This is a genomic window from Carboxylicivirga linearis (genome assembly GCF_018271995.1).
GTDB lineage: Bacteria > Bacteroidota > Bacteroidia > Bacteroidales > Marinilabiliaceae > Carboxylicivirga > Carboxylicivirga linearis.
Genome location: NZ_JAGUCO010000012.1, coordinates 113,422 through 138,538 on the forward strand (window position 1 = coordinate 113,422; position 25,117 = coordinate 138,538).

23 protein-coding genes are annotated in these 25,117 nt (G+C 35.1%); 5 read left to right on the forward strand and 18 right to left on the reverse strand.

What is annotated here, in order from left to right; genetic code table 11:
- Positions 1-2: 2 nt before the first annotated feature.
- From KEM10_RS14970 to KEM10_RS14980, 3 genes are read right to left on the reverse strand one after another with little or no spacing between them, the layout of a single operon-like run.
- Positions 3-1,010 carry a DUF4859 domain-containing protein gene (locus KEM10_RS14970; protein WP_212216837.1) on the reverse strand — a complete coding sequence of 336 codons (1,008 nt, stop codon included), beginning with the start codon at positions 1,008-1,010 and terminating at the stop codon, positions 3-5.
- Between the two features lie 21 nt (positions 1,011-1,031).
- Positions 1,032-2,690: a RagB/SusD family nutrient uptake outer membrane protein gene (locus KEM10_RS14975; RefSeq protein WP_212216838.1), complete on the reverse strand. Its 1,659-nt coding sequence runs from the start codon at positions 2,688-2,690 to the stop codon at positions 1,032-1,034.
- 38 nt (positions 2,691-2,728) lie between these two features.
- Entirely contained in the window at positions 2,729-5,689 is a 2,961-nt protein-coding gene (locus tag KEM10_RS14980; protein WP_212216839.1) for a SusC/RagA family TonB-linked outer membrane protein, read from the reverse strand.
- Between the two features lie 365 nt (positions 5,690-6,054).
- Between KEM10_RS14980 and KEM10_RS14985 the strand changes: the two genes are divergently transcribed.
- Entirely contained in the window at positions 6,055-7,728 is a 1,674-nt protein-coding gene (locus KEM10_RS14985) for an ATP-binding protein (protein ID WP_212216840.1), read from the forward strand.
- Between the two features lie 10 nt (positions 7,729-7,738).
- On the opposite strand, the gene KEM10_RS14990 is transcribed toward KEM10_RS14985, so the two are convergent.
- The 4 genes from KEM10_RS14990 to dnaG form a co-directional block, all read right to left on the reverse strand.
- Positions 7,739-8,977, reverse strand: a complete 1,239-nt coding sequence (locus KEM10_RS14990) for a nucleoside recognition domain-containing protein (RefSeq protein ID WP_212216841.1) — start codon at positions 8,975-8,977, stop codon at positions 7,739-7,741.
- Between the two features lie 9 nt (positions 8,978-8,986).
- Positions 8,987-9,679: a hypothetical protein gene (locus KEM10_RS14995; protein ID WP_212216842.1), complete on the reverse strand. Its 693-nt coding sequence runs from the start codon at positions 9,677-9,679 to the stop codon at positions 8,987-8,989.
- A gap of 64 nt (positions 9,680-9,743) precedes the next feature.
- A complete protein-coding gene (locus KEM10_RS15000) occupies positions 9,744-10,268 on the reverse strand; it encodes a pyridoxamine 5'-phosphate oxidase family protein (protein WP_212216843.1) in 525 nt (174 codons plus the stop codon).
- Positions 10,269-10,280: 12 nt separating this feature from the next.
- Positions 10,281-12,224: a DNA primase gene (gene dnaG, locus KEM10_RS15005; protein WP_212216844.1), complete on the reverse strand. Its 1,944-nt coding sequence runs from the start codon at positions 12,222-12,224 to the stop codon at positions 10,281-10,283.
- Between the two features lie 172 nt (positions 12,225-12,396).
- On the opposite strand from dnaG, the gene KEM10_RS15010 reads away from it, so the two are divergent.
- From KEM10_RS15010 to KEM10_RS15020, 3 genes are all read left to right on the forward strand, one after another.
- Positions 12,397-13,608, forward strand: a complete 1,212-nt coding sequence (locus KEM10_RS15010) for a dicarboxylate/amino acid:cation symporter (RefSeq protein WP_212216845.1) — start codon at positions 12,397-12,399, stop codon at positions 13,606-13,608.
- A 343-nt stretch (positions 13,609-13,951) separates the two neighbouring features.
- Complete coding sequence (gene aqpZ, locus KEM10_RS15015; RefSeq protein ID WP_212216846.1) at positions 13,952-14,626, forward strand: aquaporin Z; 675 nt, start codon at positions 13,952-13,954, stop codon at positions 14,624-14,626.
- A gap of 171 nt (positions 14,627-14,797) precedes the next feature.
- A complete protein-coding gene (locus tag KEM10_RS15020) occupies positions 14,798-15,178 on the forward strand; it encodes a hypothetical protein (RefSeq protein ID WP_212216847.1) in 381 nt (126 codons plus the stop codon).
- An 80-nt stretch (positions 15,179-15,258) separates the two neighbouring features.
- Here KEM10_RS15020 and KEM10_RS15025 read toward each other — a convergent pair whose 3' ends face one another.
- Entirely contained in the window at positions 15,259-15,960 is a 702-nt protein-coding gene (locus KEM10_RS15025; RefSeq protein WP_212216848.1) for a LytR/AlgR family response regulator transcription factor, read from the reverse strand.
- Positions 15,953-17,023, reverse strand: a complete 1,071-nt coding sequence (locus KEM10_RS15030) for a sensor histidine kinase (RefSeq protein ID WP_212216849.1) — start codon at positions 17,021-17,023, stop codon at positions 15,953-15,955. Before KEM10_RS15030 ends, KEM10_RS15025 begins: the two co-directional genes overlap by 8 nt.
- A gap of 213 nt (positions 17,024-17,236) precedes the next feature.
- Here KEM10_RS15030 and KEM10_RS15035 point away from each other — a divergent pair, with 213 nt between their 5' ends.
- Positions 17,237-17,599 (forward strand): hypothetical protein, encoded by a 363-nt coding sequence (locus KEM10_RS15035; protein WP_212216850.1) that lies wholly within the window; start codon positions 17,237-17,239, stop codon positions 17,597-17,599.
- 64 nt (positions 17,600-17,663) lie between these two features.
- Here KEM10_RS15035 and KEM10_RS15040 read toward each other — a convergent pair whose 3' ends face one another.
- The 9 genes from KEM10_RS15040 to KEM10_RS15080 all read right to left on the reverse strand — a co-directional run bounded on the left by KEM10_RS15040 (position 17,664) and on the right by KEM10_RS15080 (position 24,813).
- Positions 17,664-17,813: a PspC domain-containing protein gene (locus KEM10_RS15040; protein ID WP_212216851.1), complete on the reverse strand. Its 150-nt coding sequence runs from the start codon at positions 17,811-17,813 to the stop codon at positions 17,664-17,666.
- A gap of 91 nt (positions 17,814-17,904) precedes the next feature.
- Entirely contained in the window at positions 17,905-19,623 is a 1,719-nt protein-coding gene (locus KEM10_RS15045) for an amidohydrolase (protein ID WP_212216852.1), read from the reverse strand.
- 203 nt (positions 19,624-19,826) lie between these two features.
- A complete protein-coding gene (locus KEM10_RS15050) occupies positions 19,827-20,282 on the reverse strand; it encodes a hypothetical protein (protein ID WP_212216853.1) in 456 nt (151 codons plus the stop codon).
- Between the two features lie 5 nt (positions 20,283-20,287).
- Complete coding sequence (locus KEM10_RS15055) at positions 20,288-20,569, reverse strand: hypothetical protein (RefSeq protein ID WP_212216854.1); 282 nt, start codon at positions 20,567-20,569, stop codon at positions 20,288-20,290.
- 289 nt (positions 20,570-20,858) lie between these two features.
- Positions 20,859-21,425 carry a hypothetical protein gene (locus tag KEM10_RS15060; protein WP_212216855.1) on the reverse strand — a complete coding sequence of 189 codons (567 nt, stop codon included), beginning with the start codon at positions 21,423-21,425 and terminating at the stop codon, positions 20,859-20,861.
- A gap of 81 nt (positions 21,426-21,506) precedes the next feature.
- The gene (locus KEM10_RS15065) at positions 21,507-22,220 is read right to left on the reverse strand and encodes a hypothetical protein (RefSeq protein WP_212216856.1); all 714 of its coding nucleotides are present in this window, start codon (positions 22,218-22,220) and stop codon (positions 21,507-21,509) included.
- A gap of 145 nt (positions 22,221-22,365) precedes the next feature.
- Positions 22,366-23,001 (reverse strand): GldL-related protein, encoded by a 636-nt coding sequence (locus tag KEM10_RS15070; protein WP_212216857.1) that lies wholly within the window; start codon positions 22,999-23,001, stop codon positions 22,366-22,368.
- 92 nt (positions 23,002-23,093) lie between these two features.
- Positions 23,094-24,026, reverse strand: a complete 933-nt coding sequence (locus KEM10_RS15075; RefSeq protein ID WP_212216858.1) for a toxin-antitoxin system YwqK family antitoxin — start codon at positions 24,024-24,026, stop codon at positions 23,094-23,096.
- A gap of 163 nt (positions 24,027-24,189) precedes the next feature.
- A complete protein-coding gene (locus tag KEM10_RS15080; protein ID WP_212216859.1) occupies positions 24,190-24,813 on the reverse strand; it encodes an SMI1/KNR4 family protein in 624 nt (207 codons plus the stop codon).
- Positions 24,814-25,117 lie beyond the last annotated feature (304 nt).

Consider the following 25,117-nt stretch of genomic DNA (forward strand, 5'->3'; position numbering starts at 1 on the left):
TTTTATTCAAGTTTAGCATTTATAATAAACCTAAAGAATTTGGTATCATCAGTTGTATCTCTATAACCAACGCAGAGATTGAATTCAAGTCCTGAAGCAAGTTCTGGAGCTCTACCAATATATAGAACTTTATCATTTAAGTTTGTTTCTGCATATAGTGAGAAACCTGCATCTCCCCAAAAGCAAACTTTCATTTGATCATCGAGCCAGTAACCAGGAGGATTGGCAGTGTAATCACTTGTTAAATCCCATATTGGATTTGCTGCGTCAGTAATATCAACCATATTCATATGCATTGTGCCGCCATCATTGTGATCAAAACTATTAACGAAATCATCCAGTGGCATTCCGATATTGTACTCTATAATATCGGCATATTGAGTTAAGTCAATTCCAAAGCTAGCATAGTCTCCTGTAGGAATACTAATTGAGGTGATAATTATGGATGGATCTGTTACAGAAACATTAAAAACAAAACGTACGTAATTATCGTAATCAGGTCCATCAACCGCAAAACCAACATTAACTTGAAAAACTGTTCCTGCAGTTGCATCATCCATTACATCAACGATTAATGATTTGGAGTTGGTGTCTATTTCTACTGAAGCTGTTAGTCTTTCATCTCCTTCTGAAGAAATTACACCAGAAGTATTATAGTACCAGCCGGTTGAGCCTTTTGTTTTAGCTGCTTTATTCCAAACATTTTTACTTAGATTAATATTGTAGAATAAAACACTTCCATTGTTTAGACCACTAATAACCTCATCGACTGTCATTCCCATTTGAGATTCAAATACTTCAGCGTAATCTTCGAGTGGTATAGTGTAAGCTTCAAATCGGCCGACTTCAAATTCAGTTTCAGTTGTAATAGTGGCATCTCCATCCACTCTTAAATAGGGATTTTCATCAGCTGTATAGACATGTTTAGATGAAAAATCATCGTAGTCTTCGCAGCTATATAGGCCTATTAAAAAGCAGGTTATTAGAAAATATATATTTATCTTTTTCATGTGTTACTTTTTAAATAAGAATTAGTATCCAGGATTTTGAACCAACTTAGAATTTGAATCTAGGAAGTCTTGCGGAATTGGGAATATATTTTTTTGAGGATTGTTATGTGCATCAAAGCAGAATCGTGATTTTCCAGTATACACATTATTCCCGTTTGTTAATTGGAATCGAATCAGATCCTGACGACGATGATGTTCACCAACAAACTCCCAGGCAAGATCGTCTAATAAACCTCCAAATTCGATATCAGCTCCACCTTCTTCTGTAATGATCCAGTTATCATCTTCTCCTTCTAAAGCTGTATTTTCCTGATGACCGTAATTATAGACACTAGGACCTTTTAATTGCTCTACTGTACGTGTTGCTTTTTCTGGGTTTGATTTAAAAGCTCTTTGGCGTATCATGGTTACAATTTCAGCTGCTGTTTGTTCCGTTTCTCCATTGTATCCCCCCAAGCGTAACAGGCACTCTGCTTTAATCATGTAAGCATCTGTAAGTCTAAAAAATGGTACATCATCTCCATAAGTTCCTTCTTCACCAGAAACAATTTCATATTTCTTGAAGCGTGCGCCTTCCATTTGGTATGCGCCAGGGTTGTCAATACTGTGTACACTCTGGCTATAATTCAATGGAGTACCTTCAATTGTTATCGGAGAACCTCCCTGATCAACTTGAGGTCCCATTAGCCATGTATCAGTAAATCTGGAATCATCTGGATCGTAAGTGTCGATAAATTGAGGAACACCACAACTACCATTCCAAGGTGCTGCTTTCAGGCCAAAGGTGGCACTACTTGCACCATGAAGAGCTTTGTTAGATAAGTAATTACCGGTAGCTCCATATTGAAAGCTATAAACAATTGAATAAATAACCTCAGGGCATGATGATCCATCAGCCATAAACGGTTCGGTGTATGATGCTGAAAGAGAAAATGCTCCATCGTTAATTATTTCACTTACTTCTTCGTAAGCTTTTTGGTAATATGTATTATCATCTGTTCCAAACCATGCATTATAGTTTAAATACATTTTTGCCAAAACCATACAGGCAGCATAATAGTTAAACTGACCGTATTCTATTTCCTGGTCCTTAAGAGCACTTTTTACAAATTGCATTTCTTGTTCAACAAAGTCAAAAACAACTTGTGGATCCTCTTGGTCTGGAATAAAACCTGGCTCGTGTGTAAAAACGGTATCCATAGGAACGTTTCTGAAGTTATCTAAAAGAAGGTAATATGCTAACCCTCTAACTCCCCTTAATTCAGCCGATGAGGTTGCAGACTCTTTTACTAGATCATATTCTAATAATTGATTACAACTACTTATGGTACGGTACGAATGGTTCCAAACAGTCCAAAAGTGACCTGTTGTTGGGGTGTATGTATGTTTATGCATAGTTACATATAAGTCTCCCCATCCAACCCCAATACGAAGAGGTGTCATTATTAAGTCTGAAGATTCCTCATATATATCAAAAGTACCGTTCCATCCCCAGTATAACCATCTTAGTTCTTGGTAGACAGAACCAAACATGGCTCTTATATCTTCATCCTGAAATTCATAATCGTCTTCAGGAATTTCGCTATATAGTTTCTCATCCAAATTGGTACATGCAGTAATGCTTACCAAAATAAGTATCAGAGAAGCTAAAACTTTGTTGATTTTAATATGTAGTTTCATGTATTATCTTTTTTAAAGTTTTTAATTACCTGTTATTATTAGAAGGTAACATTAAGTCCTACCGTAAATGATCGGATAGAAGGATATTTATCTCTATCATCCATTCCAGCGCTAAAAAAGTTTGTTGCTAACTCAGGATCCAATCCTGAATATTTAGTTAATACAAATGCGTTTTCAACTGAAGCATAGATTCTCAGTTTAGATAAATATTGGTTAGGAGTAAATGTATATCCTAATGTTATATTATCCATTTTCATATAATCTCCATCTTCAAGATAGTGGCTAACGAAGGTTTGAGTTAAGTTGCTAGCCAGTGGAGCTACTCCATATACATCATCGGCAGCTGTTTTTAAGCGGTTGTAAGCAATAGAGTTGTTTTCATAAAACATACGTTGTCCGTTTAATATTTTATGACCAAATTGACCACTCATTTGCATTACTAAATCAAGCTTCTTGTAAGTAAAAGTATTATTCCAACCAATACTTACTTTTGGTAAACCTGATCCAAGGTATTGTCGATAGTCCTCATCGGCTTTAACGTCATCATCAAATTTAACTGATTCTCCTGTTTCAGGATTTTCAATTAACCAGAAGCCATCCTCTGTTAATCCTACAGATTTCATACCCCAGAATTGCCCCATTGACATGCCTATTTCAACTCTATGTGTTGGCAGTGAGATAGGATCTGTTGCATAGTTCGTAAGAAGGAAATTTTCTGATTCGTAAAGGTCATTTGACAAACTCACAAGTTCGTTTTTATTATGTGTAGCTGTCACTATAGTTTGCCATTTAAAATGTCCTACTTGAACAGGAATAGCATTAACAGAAATGTCGAATCCTTCGTTTTTCATTTCACCAACATTCGCTAATGTTTGAGTAAAGCGGTTTGGAGGAACTGGAACATTATACCAATACAACATATCAGTTGTTGTTTTCCAATAATAGTTACCGGAAACACTTAAGCGATTGTTAATAACAGATAGATCAAGACCTACATTATATTCCTTCGAAACCTCCCATTTTAAATCAGGGTTTGGATTAGATTTAATTGCTAATCCTTTAGCCCAGTCAGTACCATTAAAATAGCTACCTCCATCATATCCGTATCTAACTAATGATTGATAAGGATCGTTTGGTATTACACCGGTTACACCATAACCAGCTCTTAGTTTCAGGTTATTTAACCAATCGAATGATTGCATAAAGCTTTCATTACTTAATGTCCAACCTAAAGAAACAGATGGAAAATTACCCCATTTATAATTATCACCAAACTTTGATGATCCCTCATGACGGATACTGGCTAGTACATTATATTTGTTTTTGTAGCCATAGCTAACTCTTCCAAAAAATCCAATCAATGTATCTTCTCTTTTGTCGCTATCCATCCCGGCATTACCATCGTTTAAAGCTGTACCAACACCCATTCTGTTGTATAAATAGTAATCAGTTGGAAATCCATAGTTAGATGCCCAGAAACTTTCTTGCATATGGTCTTGATAACTATAGCCACCTAAAGCTGATATACGATGTTCATTTACATTTTTTTCATAGTTAGAAGTCAGTTCTAAATAATCGTTTTGATCATTGTATGAACTTTGATAAGCCTCTCCAACACGGTTGTTTGTTTGTGCTGTATAAAAGCTTGATGTTGTATAAGTCTTATTATTTGAAAAACTTCTGTGGGTGGCTAACATTAAGTTTGTTTTCCATCCCTCAATAGGTTCAATTGTTATATTACCAGTAAGTCGTGTATATTCACCTCTGTTTTCGCCAATTTTTTCATCTAAAATAGCAACAGGGTTGTAATATTGAAGTACTGTGAAATCCTCTCTATAAGAACCATCTTCATTGTAAACAGGTAAAGTTGGATTTCGTATTAAAGCTTGACGATAAGCGTAGGAAGGATCAGAAATTTCATTTGATCTAAAACCTTTAACTAGGTTTAAATTAAGTTTTAACATATCATCCAGAAAATACTGATTGATATCAAAATTAACTCTTAATTGATCGTTTCCAGTTGATTTAATAATACCTTGCTCTTCTCGATAGGTGATATTTGCAGCATATGTTGCATTATCTGTTCCACCTGAAACGCTAACGCTATGGTTTTGAGTAAAAGCATTTTGAGAGATTCCTTTTAACCAGTCGGTATCGTATCCTGCATCTTTAAAGGCTGTTAATCCATTTCTAATGTCTTCTGGACCCATAAATTCAGCCTTTTTATAAAATTCAGAAGCAGTATAATAACCATCATAAGTTACGACAGCTTTGCCTTGGCGTTGGCCACCTTTTGTAGTAATGATAATTACGCCTGCTGCACCTCGTGTTCCATAGATCGCTGCTGCTGATGCATCTTTTAATACATCAATTGAAGCAATATTTTCAGGAGCTACTGTGTTCAGGCTTCCCGGTATACCATCAACTAATACTAAAGGTGAAGAATTACCTTCTAAAGATACCATACCTCTAATATTAATACTTGAAGAAGCATTCGGATCACCAGATGCTTTAGTGATTACTAAACCAGCTACCTGACCTTTAATTAAATCAGCTGCATTCTGGACATTACCAGCTAAGAAGTCTTCTGATTTAACACTTGAGATGGCACTTGTTACATCTCCTTTTTTCTGTGTACCGTAACCGATAGCAACAATTTCATTCAGACCAACAGATTCTGGTTCCAGATTGATGGTAATAAAGGATTGATCGCCGACTGTTATTTCAAAGTCCTCGTATCCTATAAAAGACACCACTAAAACATCGGTTTCACTAACATCAATACTAAACTTACCTTCGATATCGGTAATAGTTCCGTCTGAAGTTCCTTTAATCATTATTGCCGCCCCGGGCAATGGAGTTTTGGTCTCATCATAAATTACACCTTCAACTCTATTTTGAGCAAATAGCGTTGATGAAGTAAACAAGAAACCCAGTACCAATAAAATTGATATAGGGTTACAACATGACCTTGTAGATCGTTTGATTTTGTCATTCATAAATTTGGTGGTTTTTTGTGAACAATCATTTAAGCTCAAATTTATGGCAGAAGAGGTTATTTGGCTTTCACATATGGTTATTATACTTGCACAAATGTTTAATGTTAAAAAGTGCTAATGAGCGGAAAAACAAGCATTAAGAAGTATTTAGGTGAATATTTATATGCTTAATAATGGTGTAATTAGTGTAAATGTATAAAAATGTAAAAATACATTAATTCAACCTTAGTCTTTTGTTTTGCATTGTTTGAGTAATGTTTTCATTATGTCGTAAAGAATTATTAGTAATTTGTAACGAATTAAATTTTCGGTCGTAAACATTTCGGAAAGAGAAAAATGCCTGAATTATTCTTTTAAAAATTTAGATGCGGACCTTTGTATACATTTTACTGTTAGTTTTTGTAGTGCCCAAAGTTAGTGCTATGGGGCAGTATAATGTTATGGTCAGTCACAACTATCCACCCTATCATTTTTATAACTCAGAAGGAGAAATGGTAGGTTTTAATATTGATATTATAAATGCAATTAATAATATCTATGATGATAGAATTAAAATATCGGTAGGAAATTGGGAAGAAATTGTACAATCTCTGAATAGTGGAGAAATACAGGCGGTTGCTGGAGTACATTATCCAGGTACGTCAGATGAGAAATTTTTTTATACCCGATCAGTAATTAGCACCAGCCATTGCTTTTTTTATAATAGCGATATTCATTCAAAGCTTTCTGTTGAAAAAATTAGAACCGAACAACGACCTAAAATAGTTATTTGGGAGAACGATGTGTTAGAGCACTATATGTTAACGTTGAACCCCAATACCACTTTTATTTTTGTAAATAGCTACGATGAGTTATTTAAGGCATTAAAGCAACCGGATGTTACTTGTGCCATTGCTCAAAAGATCGGAGGAAAATATTACATCAAGCAAAATGGTTTTGACTTTGTAGAATCTTTAAATGAGGTGTTTCTTGAGCGGAATATGGGATTTAAAGTCAGTAGTGATTTTCCCGAGTTAGCAGAAATACTTAATAATGGTCTTGAGATCATTATGGCTAACGGATCTTACCAAGATATTTATGATAAGTGGATAAAAGAATATGATGAACCACCACACAATTGGCGTTACTACCTCAAAGATATTCTTGTATGGGGATGCATAATTAGTTTGGTTATTGGTATTCTTTTGTTTTTTAACCGATTATTAAAAAAGCAGATTCGGCAGAAGACAAAACATTTACAACATCAGCTTGAGATTAATAATATAATTCGTCAGGAGTTGGAAATAGCTAAAGTTCGTGCTGAAGTAAGCGATCAGATGAAATCGGCTTTTTTAGCGAATATGAGCCATGAAATTAGAACCCCAATGAACGGGATTTTAGGCTTTTCTGAATTACTTAAGTCGGCCGAATACGGATCTGAAGAACAAGAATATTACATAAGCCTGATTCAAAAGAGCGGTTCAAGAATGCTTTCTACCATTAATAATATTATCGATATTTCAAAGATTGAATCCGGAGCTGAAAAGTTGATTCTGAAAGAGGTTGACCTGACAAAAATGATTGATGAAATCTACGAGTTTTTTAAGGTTGAAGCCAATGAAAAAGGAATTCAACTGTTAATGGAGAAAGGAGAATGCGAAAATCCTTGCGTTATAAAATCAGATGAATACAAGTTACATTCCATATTAACCAATCTTTTAAAGAACGCAATCAAATTTACCTACAATGGGAGTGTTACTATATCATATTCCATAAGCAATTCGTTTGCTAAATTTGCCATTAAAGATACTGGGATTGGTATTAATAAGGACAAGCAAGATGTAATTTTTAATCAGTTTGTACGTGCCGATATTTCTTATTCAAGTGAATTTGAAGGATCGGGATTGGGTCTATCTATCTCAAAAGAGTATGTGAAAATGCTTGGAGGTATTATTTGGCTTGAATCGGAACCAGAAAAAGGCAGTATTTTTTATATTGATATTCCTTGCAGACAATTGGATGCAAAGCAGGAAGAGTTAGAAGTTAAGATGCAGAACTAGCAAAGATTAGCTATCCAAAGAATAAATAAGCCAACCAGATAGAAGCGATTATACCAGCTAAATCGGCTATTAATCCACATCCAACCGCATGCCTGGTTCGTTTTACTCCTACTGATCCAAAATAAACAGCCAACACATAAAAAGTAGTATCAGTTGATCCCTGAATAGTACTGGCCACTTTACCAACAAATGAATCTACACCGAAATTTGAGTTTGATAATATTTCTACCATCATTCCTCGGGCAGCACCTCCACTCAATGGTTTCATAAAGGCTGTTGGAAGAGCATCAACAAATCGGGTATCAAATCCAAAGAATGCAACAACATTTCTAATTCCATCAACGATAAAATCCATGGTGCCTGATTCGCGAAAAACAGCAATGGCAACTAATATGGCTACTAAGAAAGGGATTATTTTAATAGCTATACCAAAGCCTTCTTTAGCACCTTCAATAAAAGCATCGTATACGTTTTCTTTTTTACGAAGAGCCATTACAATAAATGCAATAATTATCGAGAACAATAGCAGATTAGCGCCAAGTAATGATATGGTATTAACCATCTCTCGTGATAAGGTTGAAAGATACCAGATGAAGCCACCAATAAGAGCCGTAAAACCTCCAAGATAGGCCAGGATTACTCTATCAAACAAATTAATTTTCTGAACAATTGAAACAGATACAATTCCTACCAGAGTACTAAAGAATGTTGCCAGAAGTATTGGAAGAAAAATATCTGATGGGTTAACAGCTCCTTCCGTTGCTCTTATGGCCATTACACTTATAGGTATAATGGTTAGTCCACTGGTGTTTAATACCAAAAACATTATTTGGGCATTGGAGGCAGTGTCTTTATTGGGGTTTGATTCCTGCAACTCTTTCATTGCCTTAAGCCCTACAGGTGTTGCTGCATTATCTAGTCCCAGCATGTTGGCTGCTATGTTCATCATCATACTTCCGTAGGCGGGATGATTTTTGGGTAACTCAGGAAACAAACGGCTAAAAAATGGACCAATGGCTCGCGACATCAACTGAACCATTCCACCTTTCTCACCAACTTTCATTAATCCCATCCAAAGAGTTAAGGCCCCTGTTAAGCCTAAAGAAATATTAAATCCTGTTTTGGCACTATCAAATGTGGCATTCATCATATCCGGGAACACTTCTAAATCGCCGAATACAATTAAGCGTACCAGTCCGACAACAAAAGCAATTAAAAAGAAGGCTATCCACAAATAGTTAAGTGCCATAGAAAGAGATTAGAATATGGTTGATGAGTTTTTGGTATAATCTGTGGCCATCAGTTTAATATTATCAACTTTTAATGCACTATTGGTTGAACCAAACCCAATATAACCCGATGTGATAGAATCTTCATTGGTTTGAAGAATTAGTTCATCGTTAAAATATACTTTCAATGATTGATTACTTGTGTTTCGAACCACTTTAACTTTATGCCACTCATCAACTCCCCAACGTATTCCTTTGTCTTTTTTGTCGCATAAGCGTTGAGGTTTAGCAGCATCCACCTGAAAAATATTATGTGTGCTTTTATCGGCATGACCGGCAATTTGGGCATATGAGTAATGCAGACTATCCTTAATTCCGTAAAAAATACAGAAATCAAGTAAGTCGAAATTCTTACCATTTTGCTGCACCAATAGCTCAAGTTCAAAATCCTTGACCTCAATATTTTTTAAAATGGCCATAATAGATGGTCCACCATTAACATCGATATATTGTCCTTTACCCAGGCATTTTAGTGATTTACCTGATTTACCTTTTTTGCTGATTAACCATTTAGAAGCATCAGAATATTCAAAATCACCGGTGCTTTTATCGCTATTAAAGCCTTGTGAGTAAATGGTTTTTACTTTGCTCTCTTTTTTAGATTGAGCAAAACTTACAAAAACAAAAATAGAAACAGATAACAACAAAAAGGCTTTCTTCATAAAGCGTAACTCTGAGGTTTGTAATTCAAATATAAAAGCTTGGTTGATCTAAAACAAATAGCTATTACTTGTTTTTAGGATGGTTCTTCAACTCATCGATATTACGTTTTAGGCGATATTCGTCATGAGGAGCACCAAATTCTTTACAGGATACATTGTCCATTGGTACCTTCCAGATTTTAACATTACGCACAGCAGGATCGTTGTATTTGAACTCTTTGTCGCTGTATGTCTTCATTAAAATGTTAAGTGCTTCGCGCTTTTCATCCATGTCATCAATAAACTCAACCTGTCCTTCAATAACCACACTTTTTGATTTCATGCGATAACTGCATGCAACTTCAGGGTGTTGAAAAACCAACTCATTATCTGTTGAGAAAGTGATGCATATGTGATTGTTATTTTCAATAATATCGATTAACCTTCCTTCGGGAGCAGAGTGCAGATAAATGGCTTTGTCTTTATAGCCATAGTTCATCGGAAGCACGTATGGTTTATTGTCGGCAGTTACTACTCCGATAAAACAAATATCGCATTTGCGTATAATCGCTTCAATAACTTCAATGTCTGTGTGGTTAAGTGTTTGCATTTTATATGTGTTTTAAACGATGGTTCTTCCGCCTAACTCTTTTGATATATGAGCCAGAACTTTCTGCCAGGTATTAATTTCCTGCATCAGTTCCATTAATTGTTCTTCATTTCCATTGGATCCGAGCTGTTGTAACTGCGCTCGTTTTTCTTTTAATACAATTTTTACCTTCTTCCACTTTAGCTCAGCAACAATCTTTATTACCAGTTCCTGATAAATTTCTTCCTCGTGAGTTACCTTACCAAATTTTTCGTGGATGCGGCTTAGCTGATATTCTTTTCCAATAAGATCGGATGCCAATTGGCTAAGGTCAGTGTTGGCATTATTAACGAAAAACTTCTGAGACACCACATTTGCATCGTGACAAACGGGTTCGTAAACCTCCATCATCTTATTATAAAGTGGATTGATACTCAAAAGATCATCTTGCTTCAATTCATGAATGATATATTGACCGACAGTAACTTGTTGGCCGTCTTCAGTTAAATCAGAAAGCAACTTTTCGCCATGTTTAACCATAAACCGAAGTACTTCTCTTTCTTCCAGTTCAAAAGGATTTGCTGTACTTTGGTTTTGTTGAGGTGCAGATTGTTGATAATTAACTGGTCGCTCATTACTGGTAGTATTACGTCGGAAGTTTTCTTCTGACTTTTTCCGTTGAAGCTTGCCAATCTCCTGCACCAAAACACGCTCATCAACTTTAAGCAAACTACTACATTCTTTCATGTAAACAGAACGAATAATAGAGTCGGGGATGGTGGAAATACTTCGAACGATATCCTGAATGAGCTGGGCTCTTTTAATTGGATCGTTTTGGGCATCCTCTAAAAGCAAAGAAGTCTTAAACTTGATAAAATCCTTTTGGTTATCCTGAATATATTGAGTCAGCTCTTCTTCACTACGTTCTTTGGCAAAAGTATCCGGATCTTCACCATCAGGTAAAAGTAAAACTTTAACGTTCATCCCTTCTGCCAAAACCAGGTCAATTCCTCTTAATGATGCTTTAATACCTGCCGGGTCGCCATCGTATATGATGGTGATGTTTTTAGTGAATCGGGCAATCAGTCTGATCTGATCTGGTGTTAATGCTGTACCTGATGAGGCCACAACATTACTGATGCCTGCCTGGTGAAACGATAGTACATCGGTATAACCCTCCACCAGGTAACACATATCATGACGTGTAATCTCTTGCTTGGCCTGAAAAATACCATAAAGAACACGGCTCTTATGATAGATTTCCGATTCCGGCGAATTCAGGTATTTGGCGGTTTTTACATCTGTCTTTAGAATTCTGCCACCGAATGCTATTACCTTACCGGCAAGGCTGTGAATCGGAAACATCACACGTCCTCTGAAACGATCGGCTTTGTAATCATCACGAACAATGGTTAGGCCGGTCTTTTCAAGATACTCGAGTTTATATCCTTGTTTAGTGGCTTCGTTCGTTAGAGCATCTTTTTTCTCCGGCGAATAACCTAGATCGAACTTATGAATGATATCGTCGCGGAAACCACGACTACGGAAATAACCTAAGCCAACCGATTTACCTTCATCTGTTTCGTTAAGCATTTTGGTAAAATACTTACCGGCAAACTCACTTACCAGCATCATGCTTTCGCGCTCGTTTCTCTGCTTTTGCTGTTCGGGAGAATACTCTTCTTCGGCAACTTCAATGTTGAACTTTTTACCTAGAGCTTTGATTGCTTCAACAAACGAAAGCTGATCGTGCTTCATAATAAAGTTGAGCGCATTTCCTCCTTCGCCACAACCAAAACATTTAAATATACCTTTGTGGGGCGAAACAGTAAAGGATGGAGTTTTCTCGTTATGAAACGGACAATTACCTAAATAATTGATACCGCGACGGCGCAAGGTAACATAGTCTGATACCACCTCAATAATTTGGCTATTGGCGGTTTCAAGGACTTTATCTATGGTTACCTGATCAATCATTAATAATGGTATTATTTTTGAATACTAGCAGAAGCAGTCGTCAAAGATAACAATAAAACGGGTTTGATGGGAATAGAAAACCTTTACAGGATCATTTAAATATAGGTTTGGATCCTGAATTATCGCTACGATCTTATGCGTCAATTAAAAAACAAATCATATAAAATAAAGGATGACTTTTAAAAAGCTTATTAAGAATTTAGGATTTCAGATTTTAGTAGCCATGAGTATCGGGGTGGCTGTTGGAATATTCATGGGACCAGATGCCTCCATTTTCTCACCATTAGGCGATGTTTTTATTCAACTAATAAAGATGTTAGTGGTGCCATTGGTAGCAGTATCAATTATTTCAGGGGCGGCATCGTTGGGGGCTACCAAATCGGCCGGTAAGATCGGAATAAGTACAATCGTGTATTTTTTAGCTACTACTATTGTATCTGTATCGTTAGGCTTGTTTTTGGGAGAAGTGTTTGGCCCGGGTAAAGGATTAGAACCGGAAAAAGTATTGGCGATGTTCCCGCAGGAAGCTTCTCCGGAACATACATCAGCCGGATTTTGGGATATTATCATGAGTATCATACCAGAGAATCCTATCGAATCATTAGTAAGTGGTAATATACTTCAGATTATCTTTTTTGGTTTGTTTCTGGGAATTGGTATCTCAACATTACCTCAAACAAAGAAAGATCCTCTTATGAAAGGGATGAACTACCTTATTGAGGCTTTAATCTGGATGATTAAGATTGTAATGTGGACGGCTCCTGTGGGAGTATTTGGTTTGATGGCTTCATCCATTGGAGCTTTTGGTTTCGACTTGTTGTCGATGGCACTTGATTTACTTTGGGTGAATATTCTGGGAGGTATCATCATTTTATTTGTGATGTACCCGCTAACACTTAAGTTATTCTCAAAAGCATCTATCAAAACCTTTTTTTCTAAAATGACAAAAGCACAAATTGTTGCTTTATCAACCAGTTCATCAATGGCCACTTTGCCTGTAAACATGGAGATATGTGAGGAAGAAATGGGAGTATCAAAAGCTACTTCCGGTTTTGTATTACCTCTGGGTGCAACCATTAATATGACAGGGAGTGCGTTGTATTATGCTTTGGTAGCCGTATTTTTTGCACAGTTATTTGGTGTTGAATTAACCTTAACACATTACCTGGCAATTATAATGACATCCACGGTGGGATCTATTGGTCAGGCGGGTGTTCCGGGACCCTCTTTATTAGTGATAGCGGTTTTGGTGGCAGCTGATATTCCTATTGCAGGATTACCTTTATTATATGCTCTGGATCGTGTGTTTGATATGTTACGCACCATGTTTAATATAACCGGAGATGCGGCCTGCGCAGTGATTGTAGATAAATTCAATAAATAATCTCTGAAAGAAAACTCCATTTTTTTTGTTACGCTCGCTTCTTAATTGGTCATTTACAAAGTAAACCCCCAATTAATTAGCTACACAAGCCCTGTTTGCCGACAGGCAGGCTCAAAAATGAATCTTTCTTATCAGAGATTTGTTTTTCTTTTAGAATGAATTTTTCTATTCATAAATAGAAAAAGCCATTAGCTATCAGTCAACAGCTAATGGCTTTTTAATTAAATTCTGTTGCCAATTTCCAATAAATAGTTGAAATTTATTCATTAGTGGAGTCTGTATCACTATAAAAACGAGGCCGAACCGAAAAGCCTTACGAGTAGGACCACCCAAATTATGAATTATGAACAAATATTTTGCTGAATTCTTTGGCACTTTCTGGCTGGTATTAGGAGGCTGTGGAAGTGCTGTACTGGCTGCTGCCTTTCCGGAAGTTGGAATTGGGTTAGTAGGTGTTTCCATTGCTTTTGGATTGTCGGTTTTGACCATGGCCTATGCCATCGGGCATATATCCGGTGCTCATCTTAACCCTGCTGTTACCGTTGGATTATATGTTGGAGGCCGTATGGATAAAAAGGATGTTCTTCCATACATTATTGCTCAATGTATCGGTGCTATTGCAGCAGCAGCTGTTTTGTTTGTTATTGCCACAGGAAACGGAAGCGAGATAGGAAGTTTTGCTGCTAATGGTTACGGTGAACATTCGCCGGGAGGGTATAGCATGACTGCAGCTATTGTGTCGGAGTTTGTGATGACAATGATTTTTTTGATTATTATTATGGGAGCAACCGATGATGCGGCACCCAAAGGATTTGGAGGAATAGCCATTGGTTTAACATTAACACTGATTCATCTGATTAGCATTCCGGTTACCAATACTTCAGTAAACCCGGCTCGTAGTCTTAGTCAGGCTGTTTTTGTTGGCGACTGGGCATTGGCCCAATTATGGCTTTTTATTTTAATCCCCATTGCCGGAGCTGCTGTTGGAGCTTTGATTTATAAAGCTATTAAATCATAAAGTAAAAAGAATTGATATTTGAAGGGATCTTGTTTTTACAGGGTCTCTTTTTTTTGAAATGAATCAAAATTTCCTGTTTTGCAACAAGTTTACATTAAGCTGAATTCAAATTGCAAGACATGCAACATGTTTTAAAAGACATTTGTATTGCAAACTTTAAAACATGTTGTTATGAAAGAATTAGGTAAATGGACAATGGGCGTTTTATTCTCCTTTTTGATGGTGATGAATGTTGGAGCTAATAATCCCGAATCGAATAGTAAGGCTTATGAAATGCCTTTTGCTATTGATTTTTATTGTATGTGTGCGGGAGAACAGCTGGTTGGTACAGTTGTTTTTCAGGTAGTTGAAAATGGTAATGTAACTCACTTTAGTGTTAAGAAAAGTGACGTATATGGCCTAACTACTGGTAAGCGATATAATTTTGTGAGGGTTGAAAATTATGTACGTATTGGCCAGGTAATATTAATGAGAGTTGTAGGCGAAGAAGGTTTAGTAACCAATCTGCAATGGGTTTCAATGAATGGAAATTTCAGGCCACCGTGCGAGTGATCTCATATCCTTAAAAAAGATTGTCGGAAGGCAATCTTTTTTTTCCACAACTTTATTGGAACGAAATCTGAAGCAGACAACTATTTTAAGTGAAGTAATTTATTGACTTCATGTCTGTAGGTTCGGCCTATTGGTAATTGTTTGCTATTTATTTTAATCATGTTACCTGTGATGGATTCAATACGTGAAGGTGGAACCAGGTATCTTCGATGTATACGAATCAAATTTTTATTCAGTTCCTCTTCCATCTGGCTAATGCGATTGCGCGATATTATTTTACCACCATCATGGTAGATAATGATATAATCAGCCATACTTTCTATATATTGGATGGTACTGACTTTTAACCGTACTGTTTCCTTATTGCTTTTGATATGGATGAATTGATCGGCAGAAGTATGATTCTCATCTTGTTTGTGTGATGTGTGTCGCTCGTGATAACGACTAATGGCACGTCCTATTCTTTCTAGGGATATAGGTTTTACCAAATAGTCAATTACATCCAGATCGTATGCTTCCACCGCATAGTTACGATAGGCGGTAGTTAAAATAACAGCTGGTTGAACCTTACAAGACTTCAAAAATTCTATACCCGTCATTCGTGGCATTTTAATGTCAAGAAATAATAAATCAACATGGTTCTCTCTCATGTAATTTAAAGCGTCGGTGGCCAGGTTAAATGTTGCTATAATCTCGATCTCCGAAAAAATACTCAGGTGCTTTTCTAATATTCTGATGGCAACAGGTTCATCATCCACAACTATGCATTTGATTTTATTCATTGGCTTGGGTAAAGTTTATTTTAAGAGAGGTGATGTAATAGTTATTATTCTCTTCACATTTTAATTGGTGTTGACCGGGATACAATAGCTCCAATCGTCTCTGTAGGTTGGTTAATCCAACACCACCATTTCTTTCTGATGAATAAGATTTTTGATCAATAGAATTAGTTATTTGCAGTTCTAATGCATCAGAGCATTTTATTTTAATATCTATGATAATTTGGTTATTTTCATCGGGTTTAGCATGTTTAAATGCATTCTCAATCAAGGTAAACAGAAGTAAAGGGGCTACGTTTCTATCCGTCTTAATGTTTGCATTAAAGGTATATTCTAGCAGCTTGCCAAAACGTTCCTTTTGAATGGACGAATAGTTTTTTAGTTGCTCTATCTCCTTACTTATCGGTACATCTTCTTTGCATTGATAAAGAATGTAATCAAGTATAGATGATAAACGCAAAATAACATCCGGTGTTTGTTCCGATTTTTCGAGACTTAAGCCATAAATGCAATTCAGTGAATTGAATAAAAAGTGAGGGTTTATTTGACCTCTCAATTGTTCCAGCTCTACTTCTTTTAGTGCTAATAAACTCTCGATCCGTTGTTTCTCTTTTTCTTCTTTTTGTTTCATCAAGAGGAATGTTTCGTTGATAAACCTGAGTGCAATACCTCCAAAAACAATCATATTTACTCCCCCAATCTGCGTTCTGAAAATCCTGTTTTGCGAAAACGAATGGTTTTCGGTTAAATCCAGAAAGTAAAAGTGAAGAATAAACGAAGCCATGGCTTCCAGCCAAAAAGCTACAATAAAGAGAAAAATCGAAAAAAGAATAAAGCGTTTGTATTCATGTTTTTGAATGTTCGGTTGAGTAATAAATCGATGGTGAATATCAACACTTATAAAAGCAATAATCAAATATATTAATGTATAAGCAATGGTTTCGTTTGTTGTAGCGACATATCCACCATAGAAAAGTTTAAAAAATACAGCTGCACATACCCAGTAGAGGATAAACAAACTATTGAATACAACACTTTGCTTTGGATATGCTTTTATACTTTTCATCCTGAAATGTACATAAAATATGAGCTTTTTTAATATCTCGTTTATAATATGCGACTAACAACTATAGTTGTACGATGAACTACTGGATTGCGGTTAAAAGATTTACGAATGTTGTTGAGCTATCTTTTACGACCATTGGTCGCATTTATTTCGGGCAGAAAAGATTGATAAGTAGGTTTGAGCATTATTTTTGTTAAACTAAACTTTATCAACATGGATAATAATTTTTTAGTGCATGGAGGATTACCGGGTATGATACCCATTACCTTATTCGGATTGGCAGCTATTGTTTTGGCTATAATTGTTTTTTATAAACTGATGAGGAAAGAAGTAGTTTCTAAATTATTAATTAATTCTGTGCTATACCTGGGAAGTATGGCCTTTTTTGCATCGCTTTTATGGAATGCAATGGGTTTATATGAGATTCTTGATTTTATTCAGCGCTACAAAGAAGTATCAAATACAGCTTTGGCTGCCGGCCTTAAAGCAGCCAGCGTTTCAGTTCTTTGGGGTGGGGCATTGTTTTTTATCTCCTATGTATGTTGGTTTATTATAAGAGCAGTAAAAGGTGATTAAGTTGAATTATATGGTTTAAGTTACGCAGCCGGTCATGCAAAATGACCGGCTGCTATGTTATATGTTATTTCGAAAACATCTTTACAATCCAAAGTATTAAATAAAGTCCTACTCCTGTTCCAAAAAACAAGGCTGCAATAACAAAGGCAATACGTAATGCCTGCACCGACCACCCCAGTTTTGAACTAAGCCATCCGCAAACTCCTAAAATCATAGTAATTGGTTTTTGATTAATAAGGGCTAAATGTAATAAAATAAGCAACTAATTACTAAAACATAGTAATTGTTGTCACGATGTAAGAATATTAGTATTTCATCTGAAATACCGTTTTACCCCCTTTAATCGATTCTAAAATTTGAATATCATGAATCTCTGTCGGTTCAATTTTAAGAGGGTTTTCATTCAGAATTACAAAGTCAGCTAGTTTGCCAACTGTAAGGGTACCTTTGCTTTCTTCCTCGAAATACTGATAAGCAGCCCATGCGGTTAATGTTTTCAAACCCTCGTAGGTTGTTATTCTTTGTTCAGGGCCTAATATTTTACCACTTCGGGTAACTCTGTTAACAGTAGCATCTAAAACACGCATTGAATTAGGGAAGGTTACTGGTGCATCGTGATGTGATGTGATGGTTAGTCCTGCATCAATAACATCTCTGCATGGTGAAATGTACTCAGCTCTTGGTTCACCTAATACCGATTCGCGATGCCAGTCTCCCCAGTAAAACGTATGCATAGGAAATAAAGAAGGCAGCATTTTAAGCTTAACCAGTTCAGGAATCTGATCATGACGCAATGTTTGACCATGTACCATCACGGTTCTGTGATCATCATAACCATACTCCTCTTCTGCTGCTTTTACTGCAGTAATATATTGGTCAATGGCCGCATCTCCATTCGTATGGGCCAGTATTTGCCATTTATTTTTAAAGGCTGTTTTAACAAAACCAGTAGCTTTATCATCGCTCATAATAGGGTAGCCTTCATAGCATCCCGATCTGCCTTCGGGGTTTACATGATAACATTTTGTTAGCCATGCTGTTTTTCCTTGTGGTGAACCATCCAGCGTAAGTTTTACACCGCCTACTCTAAATTTATTTTTATAAATGTGTGTGGGAATATAAGTTCCTTCTGTAATAAATTCTGTACCAAGGGTCATATCCGGATAAGCTACTACATCAATATAATAAATGCTGTCATCTGCAGCTGCCCTAAGGGCTGCAAGCTGTTCAACGGTTGTTCTACCATCTTGTGCAGTTAAATAACCTTTTTTGGCATATTCTTCCTGTCCTTTATTAATACATTTAATAGCTAATTCCTCATCCAATTTTCCTAATAGCGGGAAAAGAATATTAAACATTGCGGCTTCCTCTAGTACACCGTTTGGATTTCCGTTTTCATCTCTTCTTATAACACCTCCTTTGGGGTCTGGTGTTTCTGAAGTATAACCGGCAAGCTCTAGGCCTTTGCTATTAACAACGCCTAAGTGTCCCGATTGATGAAGAATAATTACAGGAAAATCAGTACTTATTTTATCCAAATCACTGGCTTTTGGATGGTTTTTTTCAGCCAGCTGTGAATCATCATATCCATTACCAATAATCCATCCCAGTTTTTCTGCCATCAATTTTTCATCTTCAGTACCTTTATATGCCATCATTGTCTCCACAACAGACGCAACATCTGCACCCGGGCCGTCAGGAGGAGGTAAGAGATTGGCACACAATGCAGTAAATCCAACATTAAAAAAGTGTCCATGCCCATCTAAAAATGCCGGAAGCAAGGTTTTTCCATTCAGATCAACCTGCTTTGCTAAGCCATATTTTTGCATGGCTTCTGCTTTAGTACCTACATACACAATATTTCCATTTTCCTGAACTACTGCTTCTTTGTACTGAGGTTGATCACCTTCCATTGTAATAATATCACCATTGTAATAAATGGTTTGATCCGGAGTGTTAGTGTTGGTTTGGCAGGCTATTGCTATCCAACAAATAGTAGCAATTACTAATAATCGTGTTTTCATAGTAGGGTGTGTTTAATTATAAAAGTTAATTCAGAGATTGAATGCATTATAAAGTGAGATAAATGAAAAGTATAAGTTACAGATTTCTTACTTTAAAAAGATTTTGACTAACTAATATATGGATTTAATAATGGTTATTGGTTCTAAAAACAATTAAAGATTGATTAAAGTTAAGACAAGATATTAACATGTTCCATAAAAAGTTATTCGAGCCATGCTTTATTTGCAGCGTGTTGAGTTGGGTTATTTTTTATTTGAATCATTTCTTCAGTTATGGCCATTGAATATGTTGCATCCCATTTTGATGAAGATGAATAAGTCCAATTTTCAGGTTGCCACAATTGTTTTTCTAGCTTAACTCCATCTATATATGTGTTAAAAACTAGTTCCTCAAAATAAGTCATTCCATGTACATTTAAACAATCATGGGCTGGACTATTCAAAGGAGCATATATAATTCGAATAGTTTTTTCTTCGTTAGGTTTAACAAATACAGTATCATTAAATTCTTCGGTACTTGAATAATAGGTGTTTTCATTTTCAAATATTAATCCAATCTGATAAGAAGTCTCATTTTTAACCTTAAATGTAAAAGTACCTTGATAATCGCAACTAACTATCAAAAAACTAAAAACAATAATGTATAAAATTTTCATCATTAGAATTAATCAAGTTTAATTGTCTCTTCATTGATATTGAGTATATAAATAGCACTCTGATCCACAAGGCCTGTCTCAAATGTCCAATATTTTCTTGTGGAAAAATCAATGTTAGATTTTACATTATCTATATACAAATCAAAAGATTCGATTTTGTCTCCATCTTCATATCGATCGACTATTTTTTTGTCATCATTATATTCACTTAAAGTACCAATAATTATCTTTTCTCCAGGAATTACAAGAATTGTATCTGCTGACAATAACCAAAAATCAGATTTTGTCAATGGCACTAACTTTATTGTCGATGTTGTAAGTTCATTATTTATTTTGAAATCATAAAACTTTAAAGAGCTGTAATCTTTCTTACAACTAATTACTATTAAAGTAATTAATATTAAAAATTAGAATTTCTTCATATTGGTTAGTTTGCGTTGCAACGCTCGTTTATGCCACTCAATCTTTACCACATTCTCTAATACTTTCATTCTTGAAGTGCAGTCAATCTAAAGTTAAAAAAAGCCGTAGGACGAGCAAAGTAATTCATACTATATATCCGATGGATGGGCAATGTTTTCAATCATCTAAAATAATCTTATCAAGATCTAAGACACTTCTGTCAGGCTCATTATCTTTATACCGGATTACAAACTTCTTAACACCTAAATTCTTTTTTATTTCCTTAATACGGTGTGAGTTTTTTACATTACTTTTTATAAAAGTTTGCCCTCCATAATTAATGCTATCAACCTGATAATTATATTTTGCTATATACCCAAGTAATATATGACTCATCCCACGGAAGCTTTGCGAATATGTTGTTAATTCAACCAACTCATTAATTGTTCCAATGGTTCTTTTTGAATATTCTGCATTGGGATCTCTGAAAGTATAATAGCTAACTATTGAGCTAATTATTAATAAGCTAATTGAGAGCTTTAGATAATTAGTTTTCTTGTTTGGCTCATTTTGTTGTTTAGAAAAACTAACAGGATTTGATAATTTTTCAAGTTCTTTTCTAAGTTTTAATTCTCTTTTTAATCGAATGATTAAGTCACCTTGTTTTACCCTGGTATCCTCAATAAGATCCAGAAGTTCTTTGTCTGTGAGATTTTTAAGGTCGTTTAAATCTTTCTTAACCATTTAATCTTTTTTTCAAGATATATTTTCAATTAGGATGAGCCAACCTAGCCATGCTTTATGCCAGCGGGTTGGCACACGTTTTTATATTGGATTGTATTCAACAACAATCCTACTATCCTTATTCAAATCAACGTAGTAATAATGCAGCATATCAGATTTAGTAAATTCCCCGTTTTTGTCGATATCTTCTGAGGTTATAAAATAAATTCTACTTTGGATTTTAATTAGTTCCCAATCAATTAGTTCTTCAAATTCTGGTGTAAGTTTTATAAAATTTAGTCCATTGACATCGCTAATATAAAGAGACTCAATATCGTCATCATCTAATTTCAGATCTCTATTAGTATCTTTGTCTGTAACTCGGTAAATAAGAACCTGAACATCACAAGATGTTCGTCTTTTTCCTAAAAATGAAAACTCTCTTATTTTTAATTGATTGGTTGTTAATTGTGAAAATCCAATTGAGTCAATATGTTGAAACTTTAAGTTGTTTAAGTCACCAGAAACAGAGTTCTTACTTTTGTAAAAAAATGCTGCCCCACTTGAACTTGAACTATAAGAACTCATAAACACTTTTCGACCATTTGTTTTAGGTTTATATTCACCAATAGGATAAATAAGATATTCTGTGCTATCAAAATGAATTGGAAGTCCCGCAACCTTAATTGCCAAAGTATCAATAATAATTTGATTAGACATTGTGTCTAATTGGTCATTATAAACAACTTTAGGATTAGAATCAGAACAACTTGAAAGTATTAAAAAAAATAAGGTGAAAGCTAATATATTTTTCATAGATGTTGGGTTTTAATGTGTGCCAACGTTTGCCGAATGAAGTCTAGCCTCGTTAGTCGTATTGTTGTGCCTCCTTACAATAGAGAAAAGCCTTAGGACGAGCCAACCGAGCCATGCTTTATGCCAGCGCGTTATTGCAACGTATTTATTCTTTCAATTGATTTTGTCGATAATCCATATATGTCTTAAATTCTTCTTCCGACATTGTTATCCTATAAAATTCAATTTCTTTTTTTATTCTTAATTCTTCATTCTGAGGATCATTTATATGTGCTTCGTAAATATTAATATATTCCGGATAGTTGCGAAATTTGAATTTCACAATGGTTAACTCAGATATTGAAACTAACATTAGTCCAATGCCGCCAATTATCATGATCCTTTTTAAGATCCTTAGGTAGTAATTGTCATTGATTCTTAGGTGTTTTATTAAAATAACAATAAATACAACTAGGTTTGTTATTAATCCTATATTTAAGACTATTGTTGCTCCAGGATAATGTATTAGTTTAAACATTATACCTGCATAGGTAGTTGATAGTACAATTCCAGCTGCAATGGAACCAATAATGCGCAATTTAGAAATTCCTTGATATGTGTACCTGTTTCCTATTTGGTTTAAGTCAATTTTATTAAATAAAAGAAGGCTAAATGCATAATAAAGAATAGTCAAAGTACCTAGTGAAAGTAGGATTAGTAAACTACTACCTGGTACAAAAAATAAGTTCATGATAAAGGCTGTTGTAGCTATTATTCCAAGTATTATTTCGAGTTTTTTCATAATTATTAGGGGGTTATCAATATGCGGCCCAACGATTAGCAGGATGAGCCGACTGTGTCGTGCTTTATGTCCGGCGGGTTATGGCGCATAATTTATTCATAATCACAAAGTCTTTCAATTAATCGCATTAATTCTTGATGTTCTTTTTCTGATGCAGTCAAATAATCAGCATAACTCCAAAAAAGTTCAATTTTCCCAACAAAACAATAGCAGTAATCATCTCCTCTGTTTTTATTTTCTTTTAATTTGTCACTAATACAATTACTTACAAAAGTCTGCTTTTGTTCTTCGGTCCAAGGAACAAGGTTTCTATTCCGTTTTGCAAATTCAGTCAATTCAGAGTCAATCTGTCCGTTTTTTAAATAATGGGTGCTTTCTGTAATTACGTTAAAACTATATCGACCGCTTTCCATTAATTCTCCCGTTTTAAAGTACATTTTATAATCTCCATGACGCAATCCGTTTTGATATGTTCCTTCGCTTGACTTTACGCCATTTGAATAGTAATAAATCCAATCACCCACTTCTTTTCCATTTTGCATTTTTCCAGTTTTCCACAATTCTCCATTTGGGTGATAGTACTTTAAATTACCCTTTCCACTGGCAAATACTCCTATTGATTTTTGAATTCCATTTTCATAAAAATCAAGTAGTGTGTCAACAAGTAGTCCGTTGTCATATGATGCTTGTTGCCATAATTGACCATTGGGATACCAAAATTTACTTTCTCCATGAAACTGATCATTTTTGTAGTTAATTTTATATTTAATCTGACCATTCTTATAAAAGAATTTAGACAATCCGTTTTTCTCATTTTGAAAGATTGAATAAACAAAATTTGTATCTCCTGAATTATAAAATGCAATCAATCTAATATTTGTGGTGTCTTTTGGATTGATATATTCAATCATGGTTTTAATCTTATCATCAGAGTACGTCTCCAAAACCTTAGTATTGTTATTTTGACAAGACGAGTTTATTATAGTCATTAACAATCCTATCAATAATAGTTGGTTCTTTATCATGTTGCTGTGTCTTTTATTTATGCACCATAACGTTTGCTGGATGAAGTCGTGGCGCATTAGTCGTGGTGTCGTGTCACTCGATAGGGGGGCTAAGACGGTAGACTAAGGTGTCAGGACGAGCCGAACGAGCCATGCTTTATGCCAGCGTGTTGTGGGTAGTTATTTATTGCTCAAGTTCATTCATAAATTCCAACACTTTGCTGAAATATTCTTTTAAGTTTTCATAAGGTTCCTCTCCAGGAATCCATGCGGCAAATTTCCAATACCTCCAATTCTTATACTGGTTATCTGGTGGAATTAATAAGAAAGACTGTTCCTCCATTATTCCCCCAATAATGATGCTTTTTTCTAATGTTTTCCCAATATCATATGTTCCAAAAGCTTTCCATATTTCTATTAAATTGGTGTCTACATTTTTTAAATAATCTATTTCTCCAATTGAGAAAAATGTTGGTTCAACTTCATTGATCTTTTGAAATCCATTTGAAGTTAATATGAAGTCACGATAATCATTGGGTAAATTAATTCGCAATCTATCTTCTGTTTTCTTAATTTCTTCAGGTGTCGCTCCTCGATTCCCAATCCAAATAGATTGAACTTGATTTTCTGTAAAATCATATTCTGCAAGTCGAATCATTTGTTTTGAGATTGAAGTCAAATTTGTTTTATAGAAGCTTGAATCTTTTGGAACGTAATCTTCTAGATCGCTTACATAAGTAGATTTATTGCTTTTGCTTATACAACTAGTAAGTAAGCTTATTAATATTATAACTAATGATTTTGCCATTTGTTTTAATTACCCACAACGTACCTGTAAGTACTATTGCGTTTATATTTTTATTAGTTATTTAAAAAGGTGATCTTTCCAAGCCTATATGGTATGGAAAGCACACCTTATTATGTTGAATTACTAAAAATATCGTCCAACTGATTTCTAATCTCTAGTAAATTTGACTTATATAACTGCCAGGAGATATCTTTTAGAGCCTTCAAACTAATTGGCAGTTTAAACTGATGCCGGTGTTCGGCAGCTTTGATTGGTATAGTTCGATTTAGTGTCACAAATAGGTTTTAGCTTATTGTTGGTTAAA